The sequence below is a fragment of the Tichowtungia aerotolerans genome (assembly GCF_009905215.1).
In the GTDB taxonomy this organism is placed as follows: Bacteria; Verrucomicrobiota; Kiritimatiellia; order Kiritimatiellales; family Tichowtungiaceae; genus Tichowtungia; species Tichowtungia aerotolerans.
Genome location: NZ_CP047593.1, coordinates 216526 through 240202 on the forward strand (window position 1 = coordinate 216526; position 23677 = coordinate 240202).

Consider the following 23677-nt stretch of genomic DNA (forward strand, 5'->3'; position numbering starts at 1 on the left):
CCTTAGTTCCAAGAAGACTGAATCACTTCCTCGTCTTCAGAGGCTGTGTCGCGATAGTTGTACTGATGGAACAAAACCGGATTACGTTCCACCATCGTAGGAGCACGCGCTTCCAGTTCCTCCAGAGAATCCACATCATCCATCTCTTCAGCCAAAATGACAAATTCCCGATCACTCAGAACGCCGTATTGGATGACATAAGCGGTAATCTTCGGTTTTTCCATCTCACCATAAGGGATTTTGAAAGCCCAGTTATCCTCACCGGTATATTCCGTATCTACAGCCCCCTGCATACGGGCCATTTTTGCCTGATAAACCTTTTTGGCTTTTTTATCAGTGATTTCGACAACCACTTTAATGCGAAACTCGTACTCTTCAGCATCATCTTCGTACTGGTTGGTGTAAAACGAAAGGACTTCAAGCTCCTCATCTTCCTCACCATCCTCTGTTGAATCACTAACCCCCCCGATTTTCACAGTCCCTTTAAGCCTATCGATCTCATCGTCGGAAATCTTCTCACCAAAAGCTGAAAAACAACCCAGGCAAACAGCCAGCAACATGACATACCAATACTTCATACAAACGACTCCTTATAGGTTCGGGGTGACTTAACTGAGATTATATTAACCAAAAACAGCATACACTTCAACCGTTTCTCAGAAGAACCTCAAACCACCACCAGAAAAAAACGGCGGGCAGCCGGGAACACCCGACAGCCCGCCGCAATCATCTTGCCGGCACAGCTCAGCTTAACGAGCCAGCGCTTTCATGGCTCCCATAGAAGCCCGGAGATCTTCCCCGACAATCTCAACCAAATGGTTGCGAATTTCCGCGTTGACCTCGACCAGCAGCTGGTTATCAACCGACAAATCGGTCAACTCAAGCCCTTTACCGATCACATCCGTATCGACGGCTTTCATGAAGTCCTCAAGCAGCGGAACGGCCGCATGAGCAAACAGGTAGCAACCATACTCTGCGGTATCGGAAATAATGCGATTCATTTCAAAAAGCTTTTTCCGGGCAATCGTATTCGCGATGAGCGGAGTTTCGTGCAGAGACTCGTAGTAGGCCGATTCCGGCTGAATGCCTGCCTCAACCATCACTTCAAAGGCCAGCTCAACACCGGCTTTCACCATCGCAACCATCAGAATGGCTTTATCAAAGTGTTCCTGCTCTGTGATGTCGCCGGCAGCTTCGACCTTCTCGAATTCGGTTTCGCCAGTCGCCTTGCGCCAGGTCAGCAGTTTCACATCATCGTTGGCCCAGTCTTCCATCATAATGCGAGAGAACTCTCCGGAAATGATGTCGTCCATGTGTTTTTCGAACAGCGGGCGCATGATGAGCTTCAGCTCTTCCGACAGCTCAAAGGCTTTCAGTTTAGCCGGGTTGGTCAGGCGATCCATCATGTTGGTAATACCGCCCTGCTTCAACGCCTCGGTAATGGTTTCCCATCCGTACTGAATCAGCTGAACAGCCCATGCCTTATCGATGCCGCTGGCTGTCATCTTGTCGTAGCAAAGCAGCGCACCGGCCTGGAGCATCCCGCAGAGGATCGTCTGCTCACCCAAAAGGTCGGACTTCACTTCCGCCACAAAGGAGGATTCCAGAACACCGGCACGGTCTCCGCCCTGCGCAACACAAAGCGCCTTCGCGATTTCAAGGCCGTTTCCATTCGGATCGTTTTCTCCGTGGCAGGCAATCAGGGTCGGCACACCAAAGCCGCGCTTGTACTCTTCACGGACTTCGGAGCCCGGGGATTTCGGGGCAACCATAATGACCGTCAGATCCTCGCGAATCCGGGTGCCTTCTTCGACAATATTAAAACCATGAGCGTAGCAGAAAACTGCGCCCTGCTTCATGAGCGGAACAACCGTCTCCACCACATTGGAGTGCTGTTTATCGGGCGCGAGGTTCATAACGATATCGGCAGTCGGCAGCATTTCCGCATACGTCCCAACCGAAAATCCATTATCCGTTGCATTCAGATAGGACTGACGTTTCTCAGCAATGGCAGCATCGCGCAGCGTGTAAGACACATCCAAACCGCTGTCGCGCATGTTCAGTCCCTGGTTAAGGCCCTGTGCGCCGCATCCGACGATCACAATCTTTTTGCCTTTGGCCGCTTCGGTTCCGTTCGAAAATTCAGCAGCATCCATAAAACGGCAGGTGCCGAGCTCTGAAAGCTTCTGCGCAAATGTCAATGTATTGAAATAGTTCTGACCCATGAATTGATCTCCTTATTTTGATTAGAAACAGTCCGCAGATTACCGCAGGAAGGTTATTGCGTAAATTGATTTAAACAGAATACAGTATTGCGATAAAAGAAACAATCAACAACTGCCTTATGAACACCCACGAACTGAATACATTTCTGATACTGACGGACAAACTCCACTTCGGGCAGGCCAGTCGTGCGTGCAACCTGAGCCCGTCAGCCCTGACCCGTTCCATTCAAAGGCTGGAAGAAGAACTCGATCAAAGGCTGTTCACTCGCGACAACCGCAACGTAGCCCTTACTCCGGCCGGCGAACTCTTCAAGACCTATGCACTTCGGGCACAGGCTGACTGGAAAGCTCTTATGAACGATCTCCATGACGCTCCGCTCATTTCAGGAACACTTTCCATTTACGCATCCATCACCGCCGTCTACAGCCTGCTTCCAAGCCTGCTCGAAGCCTACCGCACCGCACATCCGCACGTGCAGATCGAACTGAACTCCGGTGCCGCCGAACAATCCGTTAATCAAGTGCTCGCCGGAGAAATCGACTTAGCCGTCGCCGCCCTGCCCGACCGCCCCGCCGGACACATCGAATTCCTGCCTCTCACCGAAATCCCTCTGGTATTTATCGCGCCGATCAGCGGAGAATTCGCCACCCCGCCACTCAAGGGGAAACAGCTCGACCTGATGCAGGCCCCGCTGGTCCTTCCGCGCAACGGGCTCTCCCGTGCCCGACTGGACCAATGGATGAAAGACCACGCCATCCTTCCGGACATTCGCTCCGAGGTATCCGGAAACGAAGCCCTGATCGCCATGGTGCGGCTCGGTTGCGGCATTGGAGTCGTCCCTCAGCTCGTGCTTGAACGCAGCCCCTTCCGCGATGAAGTGCAGGTTATTGGAAACGCGCCGAAGCTCGCCCCCTACACCGTCGGCCTCTGCGCCACCAAACGCTCCCTGCACCGCCCCGCCGTTCAGGCATTCTGGCAGCAGGCAGATCGTTTACCCCCAAAGCGCACAGAAAACGCAACATCCCAATGACCGGAAGTCTATAGCATAAGACGCATACGATTTTCTCCTGATGCAGCCTGTCAATGAAAGTGAGACAGATTGATGCGCTGCCTATTCGAAATCGGACGGGCGGCTTGAGCAGAACTCAATCAGTCCGGGCAGTGATGTCGCAGGCATGCCGCGCCAGAAGATCATCCACTGGCTGGTCGTGTAATGCCCGTCCGCCTGGCGGTCGTACCATTGGTTCACTGAATTGCCGACCCGCGAACGCCAAAAGAAGGACGCATGGTGCCGGCACATCTCATTCCACAGCTCCTGCGCCAAACCTTCGCCCCGCGCTTCGGGCCCCACCGCAAACTTGGAAAGATAGAGCCCTTCGCCCTGCTCTTCGAGCAACATTGCACCGCGGTAGTTTTCTTCCAGGTACACCTTGGTCACAGCATCCAGCGCACCGGCCCGCGGCTTCCTCTGAAAGCTTTCCTCGAGCAATCTGGACAGCTTCGCTTTTTCCAAAGCCTGAAAATCCGGGGCTATAATCACGGATCCTTTCCGGAATACGGTCCCGGCTCCTTTGACGGTAAAAATCTCTTCGAGCAGATTCATGGGCGATGTGACCGAAATATGTGTTCCCGGTCGTGCCGCCAGCAACGCGGCGGCAGAATCGGCCAAAGCCTGTTCCTGCTCCGTCAAAATGACCGGATTCTGTTTCTGGGTGTAGTAATAATCGATTTCAAAACCGCCGGCAGCCCGGATGAAGTGAACCCGTTTTCCAATGGCCGGAATCATTCTTTCCAAGCACTGGAAATCGGCAGGGCCTGCTCCAAATGAATTCTCCAAGGTTTGGAAAAACACCGGAACGTTGTCTTTAGAGTTTCCAAGGTTTGGAAACTCGGCTTTTTCGAACAGCGGGCTCCGGGCGAGCAGCGCCCATTTGGCGTCGATATCGGACCCGCACAGAACAACTGCGGGGTGCAGGCCGAGACTGATCAGAAAATGCAGATCAAACGCCAGTGCATCCACTCCCTGCTCCAGACTTTCAAGATCCGGAACCAGCAGCGCAAAGCAGGCGGTGTCGGCGGACTGAAATTTATTGAGGTAGAACTCGTACTCTTCCCTCCGCCCGATACCGTCGAGAAACAGTCGTATGGTCTTATTCAAAAGCATGTTCTGAAAAAAACACTATTGGACCGAAATGTACACCCAATTATTCGGCGCTGACTTCAATTTCAGCGCGCTCTTTTTCGGCATCGACCCACCTGCCGATGGCATCGTTTTTGAGGTCATGCTGCAGAATCTCTTCAATTCGGGCCCGGCAATCAGCCAGAGACATCGGAGCGGCAGCTGTTTTTTCGGTTACGGTTGCAATATGCAGCCCAAACTGGGTTTTGAAGACAGGAGAGATCTCGCCGACCTGCATTGAAAAAACCACCAGTTCGAACTCGGGAACCATCTGACCGCGGGCAAACTCGCCCAGATCCGGCGATGTGTCGTTGCACTCCGATGTTTCGTTGGCAACGGTCATAAAATCCTCACCGGCCAGCAGACGCTGGCGAATGTTTGTCAACTCAGCAGCCGCAGCCTGTTCGGAAGCTTCGTCCTGAGGATGCTTTACGATATGCATGGAGTGCACTTTTTCGGGATGAACAAACTCGCTTTTGTGCTCTTTATAGTATGCAACGACTGTGTCTTCGGCCGGAGCGGACACATCCTTTGAAAGCTCATCCAGAAACTTGGTGATCCGGCAGTTCCGCTCGACATCCAGCTTGACCTCGTCGACGCGATCCTCCGAGAGCCCAAATCGCTGAAAGAACTGTTCCCTGCCGCCATGGCTGCGGCACAGCCGTTCAAAACCGGCCTCAATTTCTTCTGCGGAAACTTCAGGCCCTTTTTCAGTCGCCACCTGACGAATTAACGTCCAGTCGACCATTTGGCTGCTCACGGCATCAAACGCTTCTTTTTCGTTTGCACCCAGATTTTTCTGGCGATAGTTCTGAACTTCCCGCTGGATGACTTCAGGTGAAATAGCTTCCCCGTTAACGCTGATTTTCATAAACAGTCCTTTTTATTGCCAGAAATTATAGTTGCAAGAAGCAACAAGGAACCATCATTTTTGCGGGAAGTACATAAAAACCGCAAGGAACATTCAGGAAAACCAAAAGATCTTGGCCTGATCCGCCGTTCAGTCTATGATCCGCCTTTAAATCTTCGCCGGGATCCAAAAACTGCCATGAAAGACATCAACCGCACTAAAGAACAGATCCAGTTCTGCATCCGCGGAGAATTGTGGGACCAGCTGTTTGGATTGCTCGAAGAACTGCACCCGGCAGATATTGCTGACGTTATTGAAGATGCGCAGGATGAGGTGCAAAGCCGCATCTTTGAACTGCTGAGCGATGAGACGAAAGCCGATGTGATCGCGGAGCTCGACGATTCAACGGAGGCAGACATCCTTGAAGAACTCAGCGTCGAGGAAATCTCCGACATTGCCGATGAAATGGCGCCGGATGATATCGCCGACATGCTCTCGGAACTTGATGAAGAGCGAAGCGAAGAAGTTCTGGAACTGATGGAGGAGGACTCCGAAGAGGTTCGGGAACTGCTGCAGTATGAAGAGGACACGGCCGGAGGACGGATGACCACGGACTTCGTGGCCCTGCCTGATACGGCCACAGTCAAAGAAGCCCTGATTCATATCGGCTCTCTGAAACTGGATGAACCAGTCTATTTCGCTTATGTCGTCGACACGAACAACATCCTGACCGGATACGTTCAGATCTGGCAGATGCTGAAGACAGAAAACCGCCAGAAGCCTCTCGGGCTTCTGGCGGAAGAAAATACGTTAACAGTAACTCCCGATACCGACCAGGAAACGGTCGCACGAATTATGTCCAAATATGACCTGTCCTCTTTGCCGGTTATTGACATAGAAGGTCATCTTCTCGGGCGTGTAACCGTGGATGATATCATTGATGTCCTGGAAGAAGAGGCCTCCGAAGATATTTTTAAACTGGCCGGTTCTGACGATGCGGAATTGGAAGACCCCTCCCCGTTTTCATCCTGTAAGACCCGACTGCCATGGCTGCTGATTACCCTCGGAACCGGGTTTGTAACCAGCATGATTCTGAAAGGGTTCATGCAAAGCATCACAACGATGGAAGTGCTGGCCCTCAGCTTCTTTGTTCCCATCGTTATGGGCATGGGAGGAAATACCGGAATCCAATCGGCTACACTGATTATTCGAGGACTGGCTCTTGACTCATTCAACGAAAAAGCCCTGTACCGACTCCTGCTTCGCGAAATGGCAACCGGCATGCTGATGGGAGCCATTTGCGGTTCTGTTATCGGGATATGGGCGCGATTTGTGATTGGCAGCAGCACCGCCTTCCATCCAGCCTTCTTAGCGCTTTCGGTGGGACTGGCGTTATTCAGCGCAATGATGTTCGCCGCGATTTTCGGAGCGGCGGTTCCGTTGATACTCAACCGATTCAAAGTGGATCCGGCGGTTGCTTCCGGTCCCTTCGTCAGTGCATCGAATGATATTTTCGCTCTGCTCATCTACTACGGCGTCACTTTTCTGATGATCTCTGTTCTGCCCGTGTAATGATTCTGAAAACGACAGCCATTCCACTCTATTTCACCGACGTATCCAATACGTCGCGTATCGTCACGTGGCTCACGGCCGATTACGGAAAGCTGTCGACCATCATCAAAGGAGAGCAACGCAAAAACAGTCTGTTTCGCGGACAGTACGATCTGTTTTCTTCCAGTGAGCTTCTGTTTTATGATCGCAGCGACCGAGGGACCCATATCGCGAAAGAATGCTCCATACTTCATCGCCGTCCGGTGTTTCGTACCGACTGGCGGGCATGCGCGTCCGCCGGCTATATTTCCGCGCTGTTCGCCAAAACCACGCCGCGCCACGGCCATGAACCGGAACGCTTTGAGCTGTTTGAAGAAATGCTTTCGTATGCCGAAAGCCACGGGCGCGATCCTCTTTTTCTGGTCTGGTTTGATCTGCAGTTTGCAGACTTCATGGGGCATCGGCTGCAATTGGACGACAGTAACCGGGAACGGGCAGCATATCGCTTCGCTGCAGATCACGGAGGACTCGTCGAGCCGGGCTATGCCAGCAAACATCGCATTCCGGCCACACCAATTGCCCCGGAATCGGTCGCTTTGATCAAACAGCTCCAAGCCGCGCCGATGCCTCCCGACTCAGATACACCACCAGCCAACCCGGCTTACCTGGAACAGATCGAACGCGTCCTCATTAAATTTGCAGAGCACCACTACGACCTGCCCCCACACGTCCGCCAAACCGCCGCCGCCATGCTTCATGCCGAAATATTGAAAGGTTGCATACAGCCCTAAAACAGATGTTTTTCTCGCGCTACGGATTTGGCGACACGCTGCTATTTCTCCCTCCTTATGCGATTCACAAAGCCATCCATGACCCTGTACCTCCAATGGCGGTTCCGAATTCGCTTCTGTTTGTTTTGAACTGCTATTCTGTTTTCTGGGTCACTCTATCGGCACTGCGGCTTTACCTGGCGGCGGGACCCGCACCAGTAATCACTGGTTGCGGAACGATAAATACTTTGCGAAAAACTGCCGTTGATTTCCATCCGGGCGGTAATTTTTGGACACGCACTCCGTTTAACATAGACTGAAAGCCAACATACTTATCCGGAAAAACAAACGGAACCGCTTCCTGTTCCGGCGGCCCCTTGCAAAGGCTGATTGGCTGAATCCAGTCTTCATCGTTGAAAGATAAATCATGATAATTTCCAGACGGAGACAATGAGCACGCCCATGTAGAGTCAATTCCGACAAAAAAGCCCCCGATCTTCAGACCGGCCTGCACCCAATCCGGCCACACTCCGGACTCCGTTTTCACGACCATAACATGCCGTCCCGGCTCCAGCAAAATCTGTGCAAACTGTGTCCGTACAGGATCCGCTGTACCGACCACCTGCTTCCCATCTAAAAAAACCTCGCTCTTTTTGCTGGAGTATACAAAAACGGTTGCTTTATCTGGGGCATTCAAATCTGATGTTCCTGCTGTATACGCACTCAACCGATCGTCGAGAATCTGCTTGATTTCCAAAGGATATTTCCAATGTTTCAAGGCATGTTGCGTCAACTTTTCAGCGTTTGTCCAATCATCAAACTTTTCGTAATCCCAGAGCCGAGTCATTAAAGAACGAGATTCGAACTCATCTGCCGGCGGGACAGGATATGACGAAACAAAGCGATTTTGATACGCTGAAGACGGGCGATCCAGATAATAGTACGCAACACTGTCAAAAGCTCCTCGGCTTTGGTTTCCCGGGCCTCGTTCAAATGACATATTCAGGGACTTACTGAATGTTATTGGGTCTGCAAGATGATATCTGTACTGAACCGTACGAAACGGTCGCTTGAGTGTCAGACCGAAAAGCGGGTTCTGAAAAACGGTTCTGTAATACCAGCCTCCATTGAAGTAATCCTCAAGTCCCGTACCCTGCCAGAAAACCTCTTTTGAATTATCACGTAGAATCGTTTCATCTGATTCCAGCACCCAGAAGTTTCGATCCATAGAAGCCGCCCCCAGCAAGCAGCCGACCAAGCGTCCTTTGCCGTTTACATCCAAAACCTCATGGGGCGTTCCTGTTTGCTTTTCAGAACTGCTTTTCCAACTGCTGTGAAAATATCCATACTCCGCCGGCACAGGCCCATTTTGATATTTTAACAGAACGCGCCCGGCGACCATTGTTGTTCCGCGATTTTCCAAGGTGAAAGATGCGGCTTTCCGAAACGGCATCGGAAACCGGCATTCAAAACCAGTCTCATCCACAGTAAAATAAAGATTCTGCAGCTTTTTGGGTTCCCACATCTGACCAAAAAAATCACCTAATGGAACTTTGACTGAATCCATGTCCGAGAGATCCCATGAAATGTTCAGCCAAACCTGCCTCAACAAAAGCTGACGTTGGTGAAACGACATTGTTTCCCACCCTTCCAGCTCCAGCCTTAAACTGCGAATGACACCTCCCGTCTCAAGATCAAGAATCTCTTTTTTTGTTCCACCTAAAACAGCAAACGAAGCATCAAGCGCCTCTCCTTCTATCTTTTGTGGCCAGGCAACAGATTCACACGCGGATCTGACTTCCTGCGGTATCGGGAAGACTGCTGATCGAACCGTACCCTTTTCAAGCGGGGTGGCATTGATGTGAAAATAGAGTTTCCCTTTTCCCTGACTATATCCTTCATCTGACATCAAAATCCGCAGGCGCCGACGATAGGGAATCGGGAAGCCGGAGTAATAACAATTCTGGTCGTCCATCGTAAACATAGAGGGGAAGCCAGCCAATCCTTTGTACAGAGCATCACTGGTTGTTTCCAGTCTCGGCTCTGTTTCATCATCGAAGATAAACCGGAAACGTACTTCGCGCTTGATCCCGGTGAACCAGAAACGAGTCAACACTCCCGCCCCCTTGAAATCTGCCAGTTCCAACCATCCGTTGCCTAAATTTTTGTAGCCATTGCTATAATCATTATTGCCGCCGGAGCGATCATATGAGGTGCGAATGTCCGTACATGGCTTCGATAGGTCTGCGATCGACCCGGGATTATAGAGTTCCTGGATCAGTTGAGCCCAGGAGGTTTCTACCGGCTCCTTCTGTGAACAGGAGACTACACACAAGCAAAGCGGAAGCAAAAAGTACCCTAAGTGTATTTTCATTTTGTAATCCTTTTTTTAGCAACGCGAACCATAGCAAAGGCAGGATAAACGAAGCGATGATACGGCAGAAGAATCCGCATGGCAGCTAAGCGCAATTTTCCATTGAAAGAACTCAATGCCGCATAATCTTCAGGATAGCCCTTTTTCGGATCCAACGGCCGGGAGCAAACCACTGCCACGGTCTCATATAACCGGAATGCGGAATGTCGTACCGGAGCGTTGTATTCTCTCACAAAGCTCTGCATGCGCCGCGCATAACCAGCATATTCGTCATCCGTCATGCTCAGAAGCAAGGCATCCAGCTCTTTGAGATCATTGAATTTACGATAATCAATAAAACAGTCCGGCGGCACCAATTCTTCAATATTGCTACACCCGTAATAGACAGGAATCGTTCCGCTCGCCATGCAATCGAGAATTTTCTCGGTCAGATAACCGCGGGTCCAGAGCGGATGCCAAGTGTTTTCAAAACAGAGCGCATAGCGGTATCGCGCCATTATTTCAGCCTTATCGCCGCATTCGCCCCGATAATTAGGCACCTCCATTGGCGGTCGCCCGAACACATCCATCCGGGTACTGGCATTTTCATGAAACCATCGGGCCACTCTACGCCGTTCGGAATAGATCTCTTCGACGGAAAGCGAGTATTTGTCCCCGCAAATCTGACAAATCGCTTTTTCCCGATCTTTCGGATCAACCGCCTCCCGCATCGGTACGCCATAGTCAGAGCAGTACGGAAGATCAAAATACGCCCCAGCCTCAAATGTGAATGCCGAAGATGATTCGGTCAGATAGGTATTCCAGGTCAAAACCGCATCAAACTGCTTCCAGACCCTCCGCGTATACTGCATAGGATCAATCGCCGGGGGCTCATACATATACAATATCTTCAGCGCATCCGGACAAACCCGCTGATGAATCCGGCGATCAAACGTGTAGTGATTAAAATAAACCACCGCGTCCACCCCGGCCAGCGGCAACCGGCTCCACGTCACCGTATAGGCACCATCCGGAGAATCAATGGGCGGAAGCACATCGGCGGGCATATTTTTATTCTGATAAACAATGTTAATCCGCAGCATGACTCTCTTTCCGCTGGATGAACATTTTCCCCAAAGAAACAAAGAGAACGAGATAACCGGCGCATTGCATATAGAAAAACAGCTTGGACGGAGCATACCACAGAACCACCTCATGCATACCGGCCGGAACATCGACTCCCTGACAGATAAAGTCGATTCGTTCAACCTTCGCGGGCTTTCCCCTCACTGATGCTTTCCAGTCCGCATCCCATTTTTCGGCAGCGCGCAACTGTGCCGGGGCGTCTGCTGAAACACGCAGTTTCACTTTGCCCGGACGATACGCGAGCACTTCTGCCACTCCGATTTCTGCACGGGGCAACTGTCCAACTGCTGCCAACGCCTGCTCATCCGGCAGCGGATCAACCGGAGCGGTCACAGCATAGCGCGGCGAACTGTTCAGCAGTTCAAACACCGCATGCTGCCCCGTCGCAGAAGGCACCACCTTGAATTCACCGGCCTTAACACCCTGAGTCAGATCATAGGCAAACACTTTCCTCGCCTGCCCCGTCAGCTGGCGTTCCGCCTGTGACGGCCCCAACAGATATTTTACCGCGGAAAACCGCCACATATTAAGCGGATTGCGCTGTCCAGTCTCAAGAAAGGCCTTGTAGTCATTCGCCATACGCGGCATGTCAGAAAAGTTAAAGGTCGAAATCTTATTGTACGGCAGCAGATAGCTTGTCCAAATGCCGTAGATGCCCTGCTGTGACAACAATGCAACCCGCTGATGCCCCAGACCCTTTTTGAGGAAATCTGTCAGAGCATTGGCCTCGATATAGCTGCGCGGCATTTCCTTCACATAATGCTTAGACAACTTAACCGCGTCGGCGGCCACAATCAGCACCAACACTGCCCCCAGAACCATTTTCCAATGTTTGGACAAATTGCTCAGCCTTTTTCCAAGGCTTGGAAAACTGAATACAGCAAAAACCGCAGTGGCAATTGCCGCCATCAACGACGCATGCCACAACGCAGCAATTTTGTTCGGAACAATGGTTCGGGCGACCTCCTGCGGCCAGCCCTGTGCAACAAACCGGCTGATATCTTCGACGTTATTCATCGTCAAACTCAAAGCCCAGAGAACGAACAGAACCAAAATTCCGGCAAGGAAATAAAAGAAAGGCTTTAGGCTTTGGGTATTAGACCTTTGATGTGCTGAACTCTGAACGCTGAACCCAGAACTCCTAAACAACGTATCGACTCCGTACGCCGTCAGAATTGCCAAGCAGACCTGAAACACCTGAAGGAACTTGTTGGGGTTGCGAATGCTGTTGACCACAGGCAGCTTGTAGAAGATAGAATACAATGGAAAATATTTCCCGAACGACAACACCAGCGCAGCCAACGCCGAGCCTCCCCAAAAAAGAATTTCCGCGCGATTCTTCGACCGGCGACAGGAAAAAAGAGCAAAGAGAGCAAATACCACCGGAATTACACCGATATAGGTGTTCTCCAGCTTAAAATTCTGGAAACCCTGCTTTGTCTGCTCCCAGCCCGGCGAACGGCCCATCCGACCCCAGTAAGGTCCTTCGGGTTCATTGCTGCGCCATCCAGTGTATCCCGGAGCCACAAAAGCAATCATTTCCTCGGGAGGAAAGCTCCACTGGGTCACATAGTCCCACTTGGCCTGCTTATTTTCGGTCTGCATCTGGGCAGAGCCCTTCACGTGCTGCTTATAGCCACTCATTAGTGACCCGCTAGCAAACAAAAATGCAACCACTGCCGCTGGAACCAATACCTTCAGCCACCTGCCCCATTTAAAGCCCTGTTCTTTCCATAAGTTGAAAACTAGATACGCTCCCGCAAAAAATGCAAAAAACAATGCACTATCCGGCTGCTGAGCAAACATTAATCCAACACAGCTCCCCCACAGTAATGTCGCAACCAGAGAACCGGCAGCCGCCCGAGCAACCGGAAGCAGAGAACAAACGAAATATAGGATAACAAATGGTTTCAGAACATGTCCGGCATACAGCAAAGTCAGATTGCTCCCGACGAAAAAAGCAGTCAGGCCAGCAAGAACGGCAGATGCCAAGCCCAACCTTTTTCGGAGTAATCCGATTGCAGTCAGAACAGCAGCGGCAAAACAACCCAAAATATAGACTATATTATTCCACAAAACTGGCGGAAGAAGGGTTTTCAAAAGTGTAGATGTTTGCCCTGCCGGCATGGCCGGAGCACCGAGAAGACGTACACTTTTCCAGCGGGGGGCAACTTCCCGAAGAACCTGTGCGACGCCTCTATCCGCCCCGGAAATAGCAGCATCGGACGAAAACAGCACCCCTCCGCCCCAAACAAACGATCGTAAAAAAAGCAATGAGAGCACAAAAAATAATACGAACACCAGCCATTGATCCCACCGGCCTGAATTAGTTTGCTCTTTTAATTTACTCATGAGATTCCGCTCCGCTCACAATAGCATTGTAAATGTTATTAGCCCGATGAAGCTCGTCCCTGAACTCATCTGACTGCAGTTTTTCCATCACTCTTTCCTTTAGGGTGCTTCTTTCTTCAACCGGTTTGGTGATCCGGTAAAGACTCTTGCCTTCCTGAACCTCGCCATAACGCTCAGAAAAAGCTTCATCAATGAGCGCAAAACACTTCTGGCAGTTCTCCTCAGTGTTATCAAACGGTAAGAAATCGGTTCCGAACCTTAGGTTGAAGCGTTGAATCGCGGCTCCGAAATCAGAGCGAACCTCTTCAAAACTGACAACAAACAACCGTTGTCTAAACATAAATACCGCTTCATAAAAATCGATATACTCCCGAATAGCCTGACGTATTGGAAATTTACACTGATAAAAAATGACCATGGAGGAGATTGCGTCCAGCGGTCGCCGAATCAAAATCATGCAAGGGATATCCAGCCGCAAGGCCCGCTTAAGATGCCCGGGACAATGCAAATGACTGGCCACCGTAACCGGCGAAGGTTGCGCAACATGAAAGGCCGTACATGCAAAGGTGTTACCAGAGCGGGGATATCCCTCAATCAACAAGTCGCTTTTCTTCGAAACTACGTGCGGTCGCAAATAGGGTTGAAGCCAAAAAAACCAGATAAAGGCATCATAACTACTCAACCGCCATCTCAGTTTTCTATAGAAAAGCAACAGGTTATTCATAGATCACACGATCGTCTTTATTTATTCCCGACATCCGGCTTCTGTGCAGACCAGCATAAATTTGCAGGCGTTCGCAATCGGTTTCCGACCAACTTATCAGCCAACAATGCCGTCAGGTTTACTATCCCGACGAACGGGGAAAGAAGAACCGACATCACATGGTGAAACCGTTGAGGCAGTCCTTCGATTCGCTTACTTAGAAATAAATCCATAGCCATGATAAATGCGGCTGTGGAAAACACTCCTCCACTCCCCTCTACATAAACGTTAGAAAAACCAGACTCTTTCAATACTTTATCGACACCGAGCTCGGTAAACCTCCAGAAGTCAAACGGTTCCAAATGAATTGGACTCACATGAGGAACGCTGCCGAGAAAAAGTCCCCCGGGGCGAAGAATCCGAAATATTTCACTCAATACTTTTGCAGGCACATTCACGTGTTCCAAAACCTGATTGCAGATCACTAACTCAACCGAATTACTTTCTATCGGAATATCTTCAGCACTTCCGATCAGTTGAGTAATTGCTGACTTCCTGGAGGGAGGAAGATCTGACAATTCCAAATCGACAACGGTATATTGCCCAGCAACCGACCGAAACAGTTCATAATAAGGAGCTGCACCTCCGCCGATATCCGCAATATTCAGCTTTTCCGGCGAATTTGGAACCCGCTCTTTAAGAAACCGGCGCACATGACGAATCGCATGCCAGTTATAGGAAAAACAAGTGTTGTTCGGATGTCGTCCTAAAATAAAATATGCGATGTTTTCTAACATAACAAATGACTAAACCCTTTTATCCGGAAACAGACCTATAAATATCAATTAACTGGCCCAGATTCTTCTCCGGTGTGTAATTGGAATCAAAAACCTGCCGAGCCCGAACGCCCATCTCAACCATTGAGGGTTGATGCGTCAATGCCCATATAATTTTTTCTGCCAGACTCTCGGCATCGCCAGGTTTAAAAAACACACCAGTCTCCCCGTCCTGGATAATCGAGTTCATGTTCCCCAAAGCCGAGGCAATCATTGGAGTACCACAGGCAAACGCCTCTACAATCGTCATAGGAAATCCCTCATACCAGATTGATGGGAGAATCATAAACCGGGCCTGACTGACCAACTGAAGCACCTGTTCTCTGGGCAGGTGTCCCCCAAACCGGATTTTCTCCGCCGGCATTTGCAGCGAACGAAGCATCTCCCGGGCCTTGGCTTCTAGAAAACCCCGCTCAGGTCCGTCACCGACAACCAGCAGATCCACATTCGACATGCCCGTACTTTGGGCCAGCATACGTCCCCAAGCTTCAATGAGCACATCAGCCCCTTTTTCACGGCAAAGACGGCCAACAAAAAGAGCATACGGAACATTAGGGATGTCGGGGACTTCACCATTCAACCTATCAGGTCGGGAAATAAAGTTGGGCTTCACTGTAATTTTTTCAACGGGAATCACACCACTGTCTGCAAACTTTTGCTTCGCAAAATCAGTCAGCACAATATAGCGGTCGACTGTATTTTTAAACGTTCCCAGCATACGATGGCTCCACAGCATCAGAACCATTGCCAATGACCCGAGCAAGCTGTCGCGATAACAGCGATATTTCAGGGCAGGCCAGGGAAATCGTTTTCCCGAACAGTCTTCGCAAACTGATGATTCCCTGAGAAACAATCCGTTCGAACAAACCAACCGGAAATTATGCAGGGTTTGGACCACCGGAACTTTTTCCTTTTTACAAGCCCAGTAAACTGAAGGCGATATCAGTGGAAATGTATTGTGGCAATGCACCACATCCGGCTGGATGTTTTTCAGTATGCCACGTATTTTTCGGTAAGCGACCGGATTCCAGATTGCGCATAACCCGCAATACAACAGGTTCAGAACTCCGCCCTCCCGTGTCTTCATCGAGAACAGCATCACTTCGTGGCCGGCACTTTCCAGCATCCCCCGTTCTTCATCCACCACACTGTCTTCGCCACTGGCCTGCAACGGATAATAATTATGGATAAACAGTATTTTCATACGACCGAAATGTTTACTGCAATGCTTTCCGGTAAACATCAACAGCTTCTGAAAAACAAGAAGGATTTAATTCGAACGGCTCATCACCCAGCAGATCATCTACAAACGAAGTACTTAGATTTTCATCAGGCAGCGAAACCATCCGGCCGCGCTTAAAAAATCCAGTTGGGTCAACAGTTTGCAAATATCCCTGAATTTTGCCGAACTGTTTCCCTGTATAGTTCACAATACGGCAATGATTACAAAAGACAGTCATCAACAGAATCGCATGGAATCGCATCCCAACACAGGCTCGGGACGTAGCAAAAAGGTTCATTGTCTGAGCCAAACTCATTGGAACATTCTGGACTCTAATATTCTCGCAACCACTGTTGAATCTCAGGCGGTTTAAAAAAACACGATCATCACCGCCGACATAAAAGTAATGATGGGGTACAAGTAATACATCATGATCCACACCCAACTCAGAAATACGTTGAACAAGCTGTTCTGCAAATTGATTAAATTGTGCAATACCTTCTGAACCGATGTAATCCGTCGACAAGGCTCGGAGGTTCACAGTGATTCGAGGCAGCGACTCTCCGAAGCTACCTTTGCGACGGTACAATTCTGCACAATGCGCCGCCGGATCGATCGCCGATTGAAACCGAGCTTCTTTTCTTATCCCAACCTGCTCAAGCGCAGACAAACACAGTGCATCGCGAAATACGGCAAAATCAGCAACCTTCAAAATCTCCTTAACCGCACGAACGCAGCTTTTCTTTTTCAACGGGCCCACCCCGCATCCCAAAACACCACATCGCACACCTTTACTGCGTGCAGTACGGAAGGCGTATGAAAGCATATGAATCTCACGCAGATCCATCAAAGGCCCGCCTCCAAGCAACAGAAGATCTGCCTGCTGAATGGCCCGCCCCAACTCTCCGGAATTTGTACTGTCAAACAGCTCCACATTAATTTCGGACTCCGTTAAATCGTTCCATAAAGGAGAGTCCTCCCGAATAGTCCGCTCAGAGAAAAATGGAAACAAACTGCCCAGCTGCACCGTCAATTCATCTGATTGTTCCGCAAGCAATGCCAAAATTCCGGCCAGAATCGCCCGATCTCCAATGGTCTCGCTTCCGTACCAGCCAATAATGCAAACATTCATCTCCCCCTCCTAAAGAAACGATACCGGGAAGGAAACACCAGCAGGTGCACAAAAAACAGCAAGAAACTAAAGGCCCCTTTTATGGTTGGGGCAAACGCATAGTGAATGCAGTGTTGGCAATGTTCTTCGATCAGCTCTTTCCGGTATTGCCGGTTCTCTTTCGAGTGAAACAGCTTGGCAGCGTTCGAGGAGTCCAACAATCCCAAACTTTTACTTTGCGTTGCACAATAATAGATTTTTCCGGATTCATCTACCGTAGCATCACGCCATTGCCAAAAACAATCTGCCAGCCTTACGTGTCCCTTTTGTTCGAGATAACGGTAAATTGAATAATAAGTGAACTTCTGCTGCCAATTTCGATCCGTTTTATCAATAACCTTCCCGAAAAAGAACTCCATCGCAGATTGCCGGGCAGCATCAGAACTCAGCACACTGAACTCATCTGAGTAATGCAGATTATGAATCCGGCGATTTGGAACAGCCAGACGATAAAAAACCGGGATCCCTCGTTCCACACAAAACGTATCCAGCTCGGCCAGAAAATCCGCATTATATCTGGATACCGTACACCCCACGCTGAACTGATGGCAATACTTGTTCGGAAAAGCCAGAATCTGATCAATAGAGGAAATAACCTGGTCAAAAGCCGGGATCCCTCGGCAAGCCCTGTACACAGGGCCAACACCATCCAACGATAGCGAAAGTGAAAAAACAATTCTTCGCTCCTCACACAAAGCCCGAATTTTCTGGATCACAGAAAGCAATCGGTCAGTTAATGACCCATTGCTGATCATATGGATCGCCTTGAGCTTAGGCAGACGAAGCAACTCAGCAACCACCTCAGGAAGTTCGGGTACCAAGGTGGGTTCTCCACCGTTAATACCCACTGACTCCACCTTCTTAAACAAGTCATTCTTCAGAATTTCACGTACCCTTTCTGCTGTCATCTCCACATTAGGAGCACGAGATGGCACAGAGCAGGTCATGCAGGCCGAATTGCACTTTCCGGTAATTGGAAACTGTAGAATCCGAGGATAAAGACGGACTCCCGGAATTAACGACAATACCCGTCCCATTAACAGCCTAAAAAAACGAATCATGCAAAGCCCCCGCTCTTAGTCCGGACCTTAGAGAAAGCAAACCCTAATGAGACGACAAAGGCCATCACATTACAAATCAATGCAGCAAGCACGATCTGCATCGTACTGGAATGAAAAAGACATGCTGAAAGCACATATAATACAGCGGAAACAACAATACAAGAGGCCTGTCTAAATCTCCGTTGTGCCATCAAAAACTGCGCCGTAACATTCAGCAAAACTGATACCCCCATCACTAACGACATCATCCGGACCAATTGCTGCAGAGCAAAAGAAGCTTCAGACTTCCCAAAAACGATGTGCGCTAGCAATCCTGGGAAAAGACAGCAACCAATCACTCCTACTGCTGTAGCTACAGCAGTTAAGCTCAATGATTTTACAAACACTTGATGCTGTACGGCGGTTCCTGTACCCCGAGACACAACCTTTGGGAACATCGCCATTACAATCGGTCCTGGAAGCAATGCCACCATACGGCTAATAGTTGCGGCAAAAGCAAAATCTGTATCTTCCGGCAGATAATGTTTTATAAAAATAACATCTGAAGTGAATAAAATTCCGTATGCTGCCAGAATAAAAAAGCTCTGTAACAGATACATTCTCAAACTGGGAAGCGCTTCACTGCTGCAAGCATGAGACCAAAGAACCAGCAATAGACCACAAAACAAAATAACCACCGACACATAAATACTCAAACCATGCCCTAGCATGGCCCAGCCACAGGCCGGATACAAAAACCAGACAAACCCTGCACCCAGAAAAAGTCGAATTAATGCCCCGAAAACCGTAGCAACAGAACTGCGCCCAAAAAGCTGGAGCCCCTGTGTTGCGCCGATTAATATTGGAAACCAAAAAAGAGCTGGTAAAACCGCTCCGGCAATCACTACTGGATCGGTCCGATTCAAATGCAGAAAACCAGCCAAAGGACCACGAAACCATACAGTAACCGCTCCCAGCAAAAAAGCAGGGATCCCGGTTAACAACAACCACTTGCCAAGTAATCGTTTGACATCACCGATTCGACCATCATTTTGCAACAAACTACAGTAATGATTGACCCCATTTCTCAAGGTAGACAAAGGACGCTGAATAATGGCTAACACGGCAAGAAATGTAGCCAATAGAGTAAATTCCTCGGCAACAAGAACTCGACCAACCACCATTTGGAACACCATATTGCAGACATGCACGACCATCATCCCGGAAAACAGAATGCTGGTGTGTCGCAGCAAATCGTCGGAAAGCAGCTTTAGAAATATCTGACGGATTTTTTTCATTAATAACCGCAAAATATACCCGAACCAGCGGAAGAAAGCAGGTACTTTTTGGTTTTTCAGCAAGAAAAGCACTTACAAATAACTGTTTTCTTTTCAGATTTTTTATGTCATCTTTCCGCTTGCGTTCGTCGAAAGAGAGGTCGCATCGGTTCTCCGGCAGGGTGTCATAGGCTGGGAATTGGTTTGAAACTGAAGTATATATGACACATGGAGAAGAATAGATGGACATCTACGTAGGAAACCTGCCTTATGCGGCAACAGATCCTGATCTGCAGGAATTATTCGAACAATACGGAGCCGTTTCCTCGGCCCGTGTCATCCTTGACCGCATGTCAGGTCGTTCCAAAGGCTTCGGCTTTGTGGAAATGCCGAATAAAGACGAAGCCCAGGCCGCAATCGACGCACTGAACGGTGCTGATCTGATGGGCCGTGCAATTCGTGTCAATGAGTCCCAGCCCAAACCGCAAGGCGAACGTCGTGGCGGCGGTGGTGGCCGCGGTGGCTACGGCGGCGGTGGTGGAGGCGGAGGCCGCTGGTAGCAGCCGAACCCGTAAAAACTTAACAGAAGCGGCGCATTTCGATGCGCCGCTTTTTTATTACCGTTTATAACGTACCAGACGCTCAACCACTCGGGAAACATACGGAATCATAAACCGCAACGGCGAATAAAACATTCTCAATCGCACCATCGCCACCAGCATCTGGACCGAAGAGCGTCCAATTTTTACTTTCGACCCGGCCACATCATTCCAAACCGTCGGAATTTCCTTAATGCTCGCACCGAGACGACTGGCCTGAAACAGCATATCCACATCAAATGCCCATTTAGTCACACCGAGATTACACACGACCGGCTCAACCACCTCGCGCCGAAACAGTTTTGCGCCACATTGGGTATCATTCAGCCGAAGCCCGAACAGAACCCGAACCAGTGTATTGAAACAGCGCGAAGCGATTCGGCGGGACAAAGGCTGCTTTGGACTCATTACCGACCCTTTCATCCAGCGCGAAGCAATAATGCAACCGGCATCCCCGATTTTTTCCACCAGATCATCAAACGCTTCCGGCGAAGTCGCCCCATCTGCATCCACAAACCCTACCAGATCTCCAGAGGCGGCTTCTGCTCCAAGAACAACCGCACCTCCTTTTCCGACATATCCCGGGTCCTCCAAAACCTTGATAACCGGGAACTGATTTCCAACAGACAGAGCAACTTCCACAGTGCGATCATCGCAAAAATTCGGCACCACGATCAGCTCCACGTCATCCCCGTACTTTTCAGAAAAGAAAGCACCATACGCTTCCAGCATCGGAGGCAACCGATGTTCTTCGTTATGGGCCGGAATGATAATGGACAGCTTCATGGTTTCGGGATTCGTTCAAAGATTTCCAGCGTGGTATGAGCCTGTCCAAAGTCTGGAATTTCAGATGTCTTCCGGTAGCTTTTCTCTAAAACAGATCGTAGAGCTCTCCAATGTTCGGAAGAAAGTTCTCCAATGCCTGGAGACTCAATGGTCAACCCGTAGCCGCTGAATGCCGCCAGCGGCGCACGGCCTTTCGACAACGTCTCGATCATCATCTCTCGATTCAGCAAATTGAACTGTTCGGCCTGCTCATGTGGCATGTCGGGATAATAGCAGAATGGCCCCATCTCCATACCGTGCGGAACTCGAGCCCCGGCCTCAACGGCCAAATACGTATCCTGAGTCAGCAGGAATCCGCCCTCACCCAGTTTTTCACGAATCTCAGCCCCGGCCTTTTGCAACACAGCTAAATCCGGTGCCTCTTTAAATTTCCACCAGATCCGGTCGCGACCGCGAACCATCCAGTCCTGATTGATCGGAGAAGAAAAAGAAGCTGCCGCACAAACCAAAAGCACCGCCCACGCCGTCCGTATCTGATATTTTTCGGACAGGCGAGGAACCAGAACACAAACTAATGCGACACAAAGAACGGGATAAATGATCACCTGATAATCGTCATATGGAAACGGCGCAGAAAAATGGACCAGCGAAACACCCGCACCAACCATCCACAGCAACGAAATAAAACTGTGAGCAAAAGGTGATTCCGCCTGATTCGCCTGCTGAAGCAACTCAGTCAGACGCGGGCGGACCTCCCACTCAAACTCCTCCCCGGCACGCCGAACATGCCGCTGATGCCTGCGAAACAGAAACGCCGCCGCACATCCCGCCGCCAAAACAAAATACGCCTGAACAAAACGGGAAACGAACCCAACTTTCAGCGCCGCCAGCTCCAGCAGCCCGCCGGGACTGCGGCCGGCATGATAGCCGAACAGCGCAAAATGCGTACTCTCTGGAGCAAGGAAGAAAAAGCCGACCAATCCGACCAGCAGAACAAAACCGCCGCCCAGCCCGAACGCAAACCAGGCCGACTGAAAAGTGCCGAGTACCGGATTTGGATGGCAGACAACAGCTGTTCCCTCTCCAAACGGATAAACCTTCTTTCGGTTACAAACAAGCCACAGTCCGGCAATCGGAAGAGCAACACCCGCAGACAATCGCGTACAGGCCGCCAGCGCCAGCAGAAAACCACCCCAGAATGAAGCCATGGCCCCGCGCTTATGATCCGAATAGCTCAGCGCCACAAAGCCGGCAGTCAGAAAAAAGGCACACAACCCATAAGTTTTCACAATCGTCGTAAAATAACTCTGATAGACATTCACTCCCGCCAAGGCAAAGGCAGAAAATGCCGCCACCTTCCAATGACTGGAAAAATCAGAAGGCCCCGACGCAGCCTGCTTCCAGTATTTGGAAGAAATCCGTCCGGCCAACCACGCTGCACATCCGGCCGCCGCCAAACCGAACAGAGCCGTAATCATCCGGCCGCCGGCCACACCCAGTTTTCCAATGATTGGAAAAAGTACACCGTAGACATAGGGAAGAGCCGGCCCCTGCGTAAACATAAAATCGCGATACAAAACGCGACCTTCTGTCACCTGCCGGGCTGCATACAAATACCACCCTTCATCCTGATTCAAATCGCCAAGAAACAGATTTGCGGTACTGAGAAGAACACTCAGCGCAACAGCTGCCAACACTAAAAAAATCCAAGCGGTTCGTTTCATTTTCAAGTTTATCATGCCCTGTTAAATATTTTTTTCCGAACATTTTTCCCCAACAAATAGGCCCGCACGAACATCCGCCCTGCGAGCGCCGCAAAAAAATGATTCAGGCCTCCAATGCTTGGAAAGACTCGGTCTCAATTCTTCCAACATCTGGAAAATGGTTTCCCTGCCAAAGCTAAACACCTATAGTTAAAATCTTAATTTCAATAAACCAAGGAGACCTAGCTATGGAACTTAAAGGAAGTCAGACCGAAACAAACCTGATGGCCGCATTCGCCGGCGAATCTCAGGCCCGCAATCGCTACACCTACTACGCATCTGTTGCCAAAAAAGAAGGTTTTGTTCAGATTTCTGATATTTTCACAGAAACCGCAGACCAGGAAAAGGAACACGCCAAACGCCTTTTCAAATTGATGGCAGGCGGCGAGATCGAAATTCCCGCAAGCTCCTTCCCGGCCGGCCCCGTCGGCGACACAAAAGCCAACCTGCTGGACGCAGCTGCGGGAGAAGAGCACGAATGGACTGAAATGTATCCGGATTTTGCCAACATCGCCATGGAAGAAGGTTTCACAGAAATCGCCAGCGTCTTCACTGCCATCGCCGTGGCTGAAAAACAGCACGACAAACGCTACAAAGAACTCGCCGCCAACATTGATGCCGGCAAAGTGTTCGAACGCGATGAAGATGTCGTCTGGCGCTGCCGCAACTGCGGGTATCTGCATAAAGGCAAAAAAGCCCTCAACAAATGCCCGGCCTGCGCTCACCCTCAGGCACATTTCGAACTGCTCGCAGAAAACTGGTAAGTCGAAACGGCAGAAAAGACCGAGCCCCGGCTGCCCGGGGCTTTCTTTTTGCATCAGGCAGGTCTTTTTTATAAACGGATCTGCTCATA

At 50.0% G+C, this 23677-nt stretch carries 20 protein-coding genes; 5 read left to right on the forward strand and 15 right to left on the reverse strand.

All coding sequences use genetic code 11. The features are described from left to right. Nucleotides 1-2 precede the first annotated feature (2 nt). Nucleotides 3-578 (reverse strand): hypothetical protein, encoded by a 576-nt coding sequence (locus tag GT409_RS00825; protein WP_160626087.1) that lies wholly within the window; start codon nucleotides 576-578, stop codon nucleotides 3-5. A gap of 171 nt (nucleotides 579-749) precedes the next feature. Further along, a complete protein-coding gene (gene ilvC / locus GT409_RS00830) occupies nucleotides 750-2225 on the reverse strand; it encodes a ketol-acid reductoisomerase (protein ID WP_160626088.1) in 1476 nt (491 codons plus the stop codon). A 119-nt stretch (nucleotides 2226-2344) separates the two neighbouring features. On the opposite strand from ilvC, the gene ilvY reads away from it, so the two are divergent. Next, nucleotides 2345-3256, forward strand: a complete 912-nt coding sequence (ilvY, locus tag GT409_RS00835; RefSeq protein WP_160626089.1) for an HTH-type transcriptional activator IlvY — start codon at nucleotides 2345-2347, stop codon at nucleotides 3254-3256. Nucleotides 3257-3337: 81 nt separating this feature from the next. Here ilvY and GT409_RS00840 read toward each other — a convergent pair whose 3' ends face one another. Continuing rightward, the gene (locus tag GT409_RS00840; RefSeq protein ID WP_160626090.1) at nucleotides 3338-4384 is read right to left on the reverse strand and encodes a hypothetical protein; all 1047 of its coding nucleotides are present in this window, start codon (nucleotides 4382-4384) and stop codon (nucleotides 3338-3340) included. 46 nt (nucleotides 4385-4430) lie between these two features. Then, nucleotides 4431-5276, reverse strand: coding sequence for a peptidylprolyl isomerase (locus tag GT409_RS00845; protein WP_160626091.1), 846 nt, complete (start codon nucleotides 5274-5276; stop codon nucleotides 4431-4433). Nucleotides 5277-5453: 177 nt separating this feature from the next. Here GT409_RS00845 and mgtE point away from each other — a divergent pair, with 177 nt between their 5' ends. Together mgtE and recO are read left to right on the forward strand one after the other, a co-directional pair. Continuing rightward, nucleotides 5454-6827, forward strand: a complete 1374-nt coding sequence (gene mgtE, locus GT409_RS00850) for a magnesium transporter (protein WP_160626092.1) — start codon at nucleotides 5454-5456, stop codon at nucleotides 6825-6827. After that, a complete protein-coding gene (gene recO / locus GT409_RS00855) occupies nucleotides 6827-7597 on the forward strand; it encodes a DNA repair protein RecO (RefSeq protein WP_160626093.1) in 771 nt (256 codons plus the stop codon). The genes mgtE and recO overlap by 1 nt, the downstream gene beginning before the upstream one ends. Nucleotides 7598-7769: 172 nt before the next feature. Here the strand turns inward: recO and GT409_RS00860 are convergent, their stop codons facing one another. The 9 genes from GT409_RS00860 to GT409_RS00900 all read right to left on the reverse strand — a co-directional run bounded on the left by GT409_RS00860 (nucleotide 7770) and on the right by GT409_RS00900 (nucleotide 19760). Further along, nucleotides 7770-9950 (reverse strand): glycoside hydrolase family 172 protein, encoded by a 2181-nt coding sequence (locus tag GT409_RS00860; RefSeq protein ID WP_160626094.1) that lies wholly within the window; start codon nucleotides 9948-9950, stop codon nucleotides 7770-7772. Beyond that, on the reverse strand, nucleotides 9947-11032 hold the full coding sequence (locus GT409_RS00865; protein ID WP_160626095.1) for a glycosyltransferase family 10 domain-containing protein: 1086 nt from the start codon (nucleotides 11030-11032) through the stop codon (nucleotides 9947-9949). Before GT409_RS00865 ends, GT409_RS00860 begins: the two co-directional genes overlap by 4 nt. Continuing rightward, nucleotides 11019-12719, reverse strand: coding sequence for a hypothetical protein (locus GT409_RS00870; protein WP_160626096.1), 1701 nt, complete (start codon nucleotides 12717-12719; stop codon nucleotides 11019-11021). Before GT409_RS00870 ends, GT409_RS00865 begins: the two co-directional genes overlap by 14 nt. Before the next feature lie 700 nt (nucleotides 12720-13419). After that, nucleotides 13420-14151 carry a hypothetical protein gene (locus GT409_RS00875; RefSeq protein ID WP_160626097.1) on the reverse strand — a complete coding sequence of 244 codons (732 nt, stop codon included), beginning with the start codon at nucleotides 14149-14151 and terminating at the stop codon, nucleotides 13420-13422. Nucleotides 14152-14168: 17 nt separating this feature from the next. Beyond that, a complete protein-coding gene (locus GT409_RS00880; protein WP_160626098.1) occupies nucleotides 14169-14927 on the reverse strand; it encodes a class I SAM-dependent methyltransferase in 759 nt (252 codons plus the stop codon). Nucleotides 14928-14946: 19 nt separating this feature from the next. After that, nucleotides 14947-16170: a glycosyltransferase family 4 protein gene (locus tag GT409_RS00885; protein ID WP_160626099.1), complete on the reverse strand. Its 1224-nt coding sequence runs from the start codon at nucleotides 16168-16170 to the stop codon at nucleotides 14947-14949. A gap of 13 nt (nucleotides 16171-16183) precedes the next feature. After that, a complete protein-coding gene (locus GT409_RS00890) occupies nucleotides 16184-17320 on the reverse strand; it encodes a polysaccharide pyruvyl transferase family protein (protein ID WP_160626100.1) in 1137 nt (378 codons plus the stop codon). Continuing rightward, nucleotides 17317-18420, reverse strand: a complete 1104-nt coding sequence (locus GT409_RS00895; protein WP_160626101.1) for a radical SAM protein — start codon at nucleotides 18418-18420, stop codon at nucleotides 17317-17319. The genes GT409_RS00890 and GT409_RS00895 overlap by 4 nt, the downstream gene beginning before the upstream one ends. Continuing rightward, nucleotides 18417-19760, reverse strand: a complete 1344-nt coding sequence (locus tag GT409_RS00900) for a lipopolysaccharide biosynthesis protein (protein WP_160626102.1) — start codon at nucleotides 19758-19760, stop codon at nucleotides 18417-18419. Before GT409_RS00900 ends, GT409_RS00895 begins: the two co-directional genes overlap by 4 nt. Nucleotides 19761-19918: 158 nt before the next feature. Here GT409_RS00900 and GT409_RS00905 point away from each other — a divergent pair, with 158 nt between their 5' ends. Then, the gene (locus tag GT409_RS00905; RefSeq protein ID WP_160626103.1) at nucleotides 19919-20236 is read left to right on the forward strand and encodes an RNA recognition motif domain-containing protein; all 318 of its coding nucleotides are present in this window, start codon (nucleotides 19919-19921) and stop codon (nucleotides 20234-20236) included. Between the two features lie 57 nt (nucleotides 20237-20293). Here the strand turns inward: GT409_RS00905 and GT409_RS00910 are convergent, their stop codons facing one another. Then, complete coding sequence (locus tag GT409_RS00910; RefSeq protein WP_160626104.1) at nucleotides 20294-21061, reverse strand: dolichyl-phosphate beta-glucosyltransferase; 768 nt, start codon at nucleotides 21059-21061, stop codon at nucleotides 20294-20296. Further along, nucleotides 21058-22785, reverse strand: a complete 1728-nt coding sequence (locus GT409_RS00915; RefSeq protein ID WP_160626105.1) for a hypothetical protein — start codon at nucleotides 22783-22785, stop codon at nucleotides 21058-21060. Before GT409_RS00915 ends, GT409_RS00910 begins: the two co-directional genes overlap by 4 nt. A gap of 227 nt (nucleotides 22786-23012) precedes the next feature. Between GT409_RS00915 and rbr the strand changes: the two genes are divergently transcribed. Continuing rightward, on the forward strand, nucleotides 23013-23588 hold the full coding sequence (gene rbr, locus GT409_RS00920; RefSeq protein ID WP_160626106.1) for a rubrerythrin: 576 nt from the start codon (nucleotides 23013-23015) through the stop codon (nucleotides 23586-23588). Nucleotides 23589-23677: the final 89 nt, after the last annotated feature.

What these genes read in the sequence shown, in the direction of transcription:
- GT409_RS00825 (WP_160626087.1), bottom strand. Translation starts at nt 578, where the DNA reads ATGAAGTATTGGTATGTCATGTTGCTGGCTGTTTGCCTGGGTTGTTTT.
- ilvC (WP_160626088.1), bottom strand. Translation starts at nt 2,225, where the DNA reads ATGGGTCAGAACTATTTCAATACATTGACATTTGCGCAGAAGCTTTCA.
- ilvY (WP_160626089.1), top strand. Translation starts at nt 2,345, where the DNA reads ATGAACACCCACGAACTGAATACATTTCTGATACTGACGGACAAACTC.
- GT409_RS00845 (WP_160626091.1), bottom strand. Translation starts at nt 5,276, where the DNA reads ATGAAAATCAGCGTTAACGGGGAAGCTATTTCACCTGAAGTCATCCAG.
- mgtE (WP_160626092.1), top strand. Translation starts at nt 5,454, where the DNA reads ATGAAAGACATCAACCGCACTAAAGAACAGATCCAGTTCTGCATCCGC.
- recO (WP_160626093.1), top strand. Translation starts at nt 6,827, where the DNA reads ATGATTCTGAAAACGACAGCCATTCCACTCTATTTCACCGACGTATCC.
- GT409_RS00860 (WP_160626094.1), bottom strand. Translation starts at nt 9,950, where the DNA reads ATGAAAATACACTTAGGGTACTTTTTGCTTCCGCTTTGCTTGTGTGTA.
- GT409_RS00865 (WP_160626095.1), bottom strand. Translation starts at nt 11,032, where the DNA reads ATGCTGCGGATTAACATTGTTTATCAGAATAAAAATATGCCCGCCGAT.
- GT409_RS00870 (WP_160626096.1), bottom strand. Translation starts at nt 12,719, where the DNA reads ATGAGTGGCTATAAGCAGCACGTGAAGGGCTCTGCCCAGATGCAGACC.
- GT409_RS00875 (WP_160626097.1), bottom strand. Translation starts at nt 14,151, where the DNA reads ATGAATAACCTGTTGCTTTTCTATAGAAAACTGAGATGGCGGTTGAGT.
- GT409_RS00880 (WP_160626098.1), bottom strand. Translation starts at nt 14,927, where the DNA reads ATGTTAGAAAACATCGCATATTTTATTTTAGGACGACATCCGAACAAC.
- GT409_RS00885 (WP_160626099.1), bottom strand. Translation starts at nt 16,170, where the DNA reads ATGAAAATACTGTTTATCCATAATTATTATCCGTTGCAGGCCAGTGGC.
- GT409_RS00890 (WP_160626100.1), bottom strand. Translation starts at nt 17,320, where the DNA reads ATGAATGTTTGCATTATTGGCTGGTACGGAAGCGAGACCATTGGAGAT.
- GT409_RS00895 (WP_160626101.1), bottom strand. Translation starts at nt 18,420, where the DNA reads ATGATTCGTTTTTTTAGGCTGTTAATGGGACGGGTATTGTCGTTAATT.
- GT409_RS00905 (WP_160626103.1), top strand. Translation starts at nt 19,919, where the DNA reads ATGGACATCTACGTAGGAAACCTGCCTTATGCGGCAACAGATCCTGAT.
- GT409_RS00910 (WP_160626104.1), bottom strand. Translation starts at nt 21,061, where the DNA reads ATGAAGCTGTCCATTATCATTCCGGCCCATAACGAAGAACATCGGTTG.
- GT409_RS00915 (WP_160626105.1), bottom strand. Translation starts at nt 22,785, where the DNA reads ATGAAACGAACCGCTTGGATTTTTTTAGTGTTGGCAGCTGTTGCGCTG.
- rbr (WP_160626106.1), top strand. Translation starts at nt 23,013, where the DNA reads ATGGAACTTAAAGGAAGTCAGACCGAAACAAACCTGATGGCCGCATTC.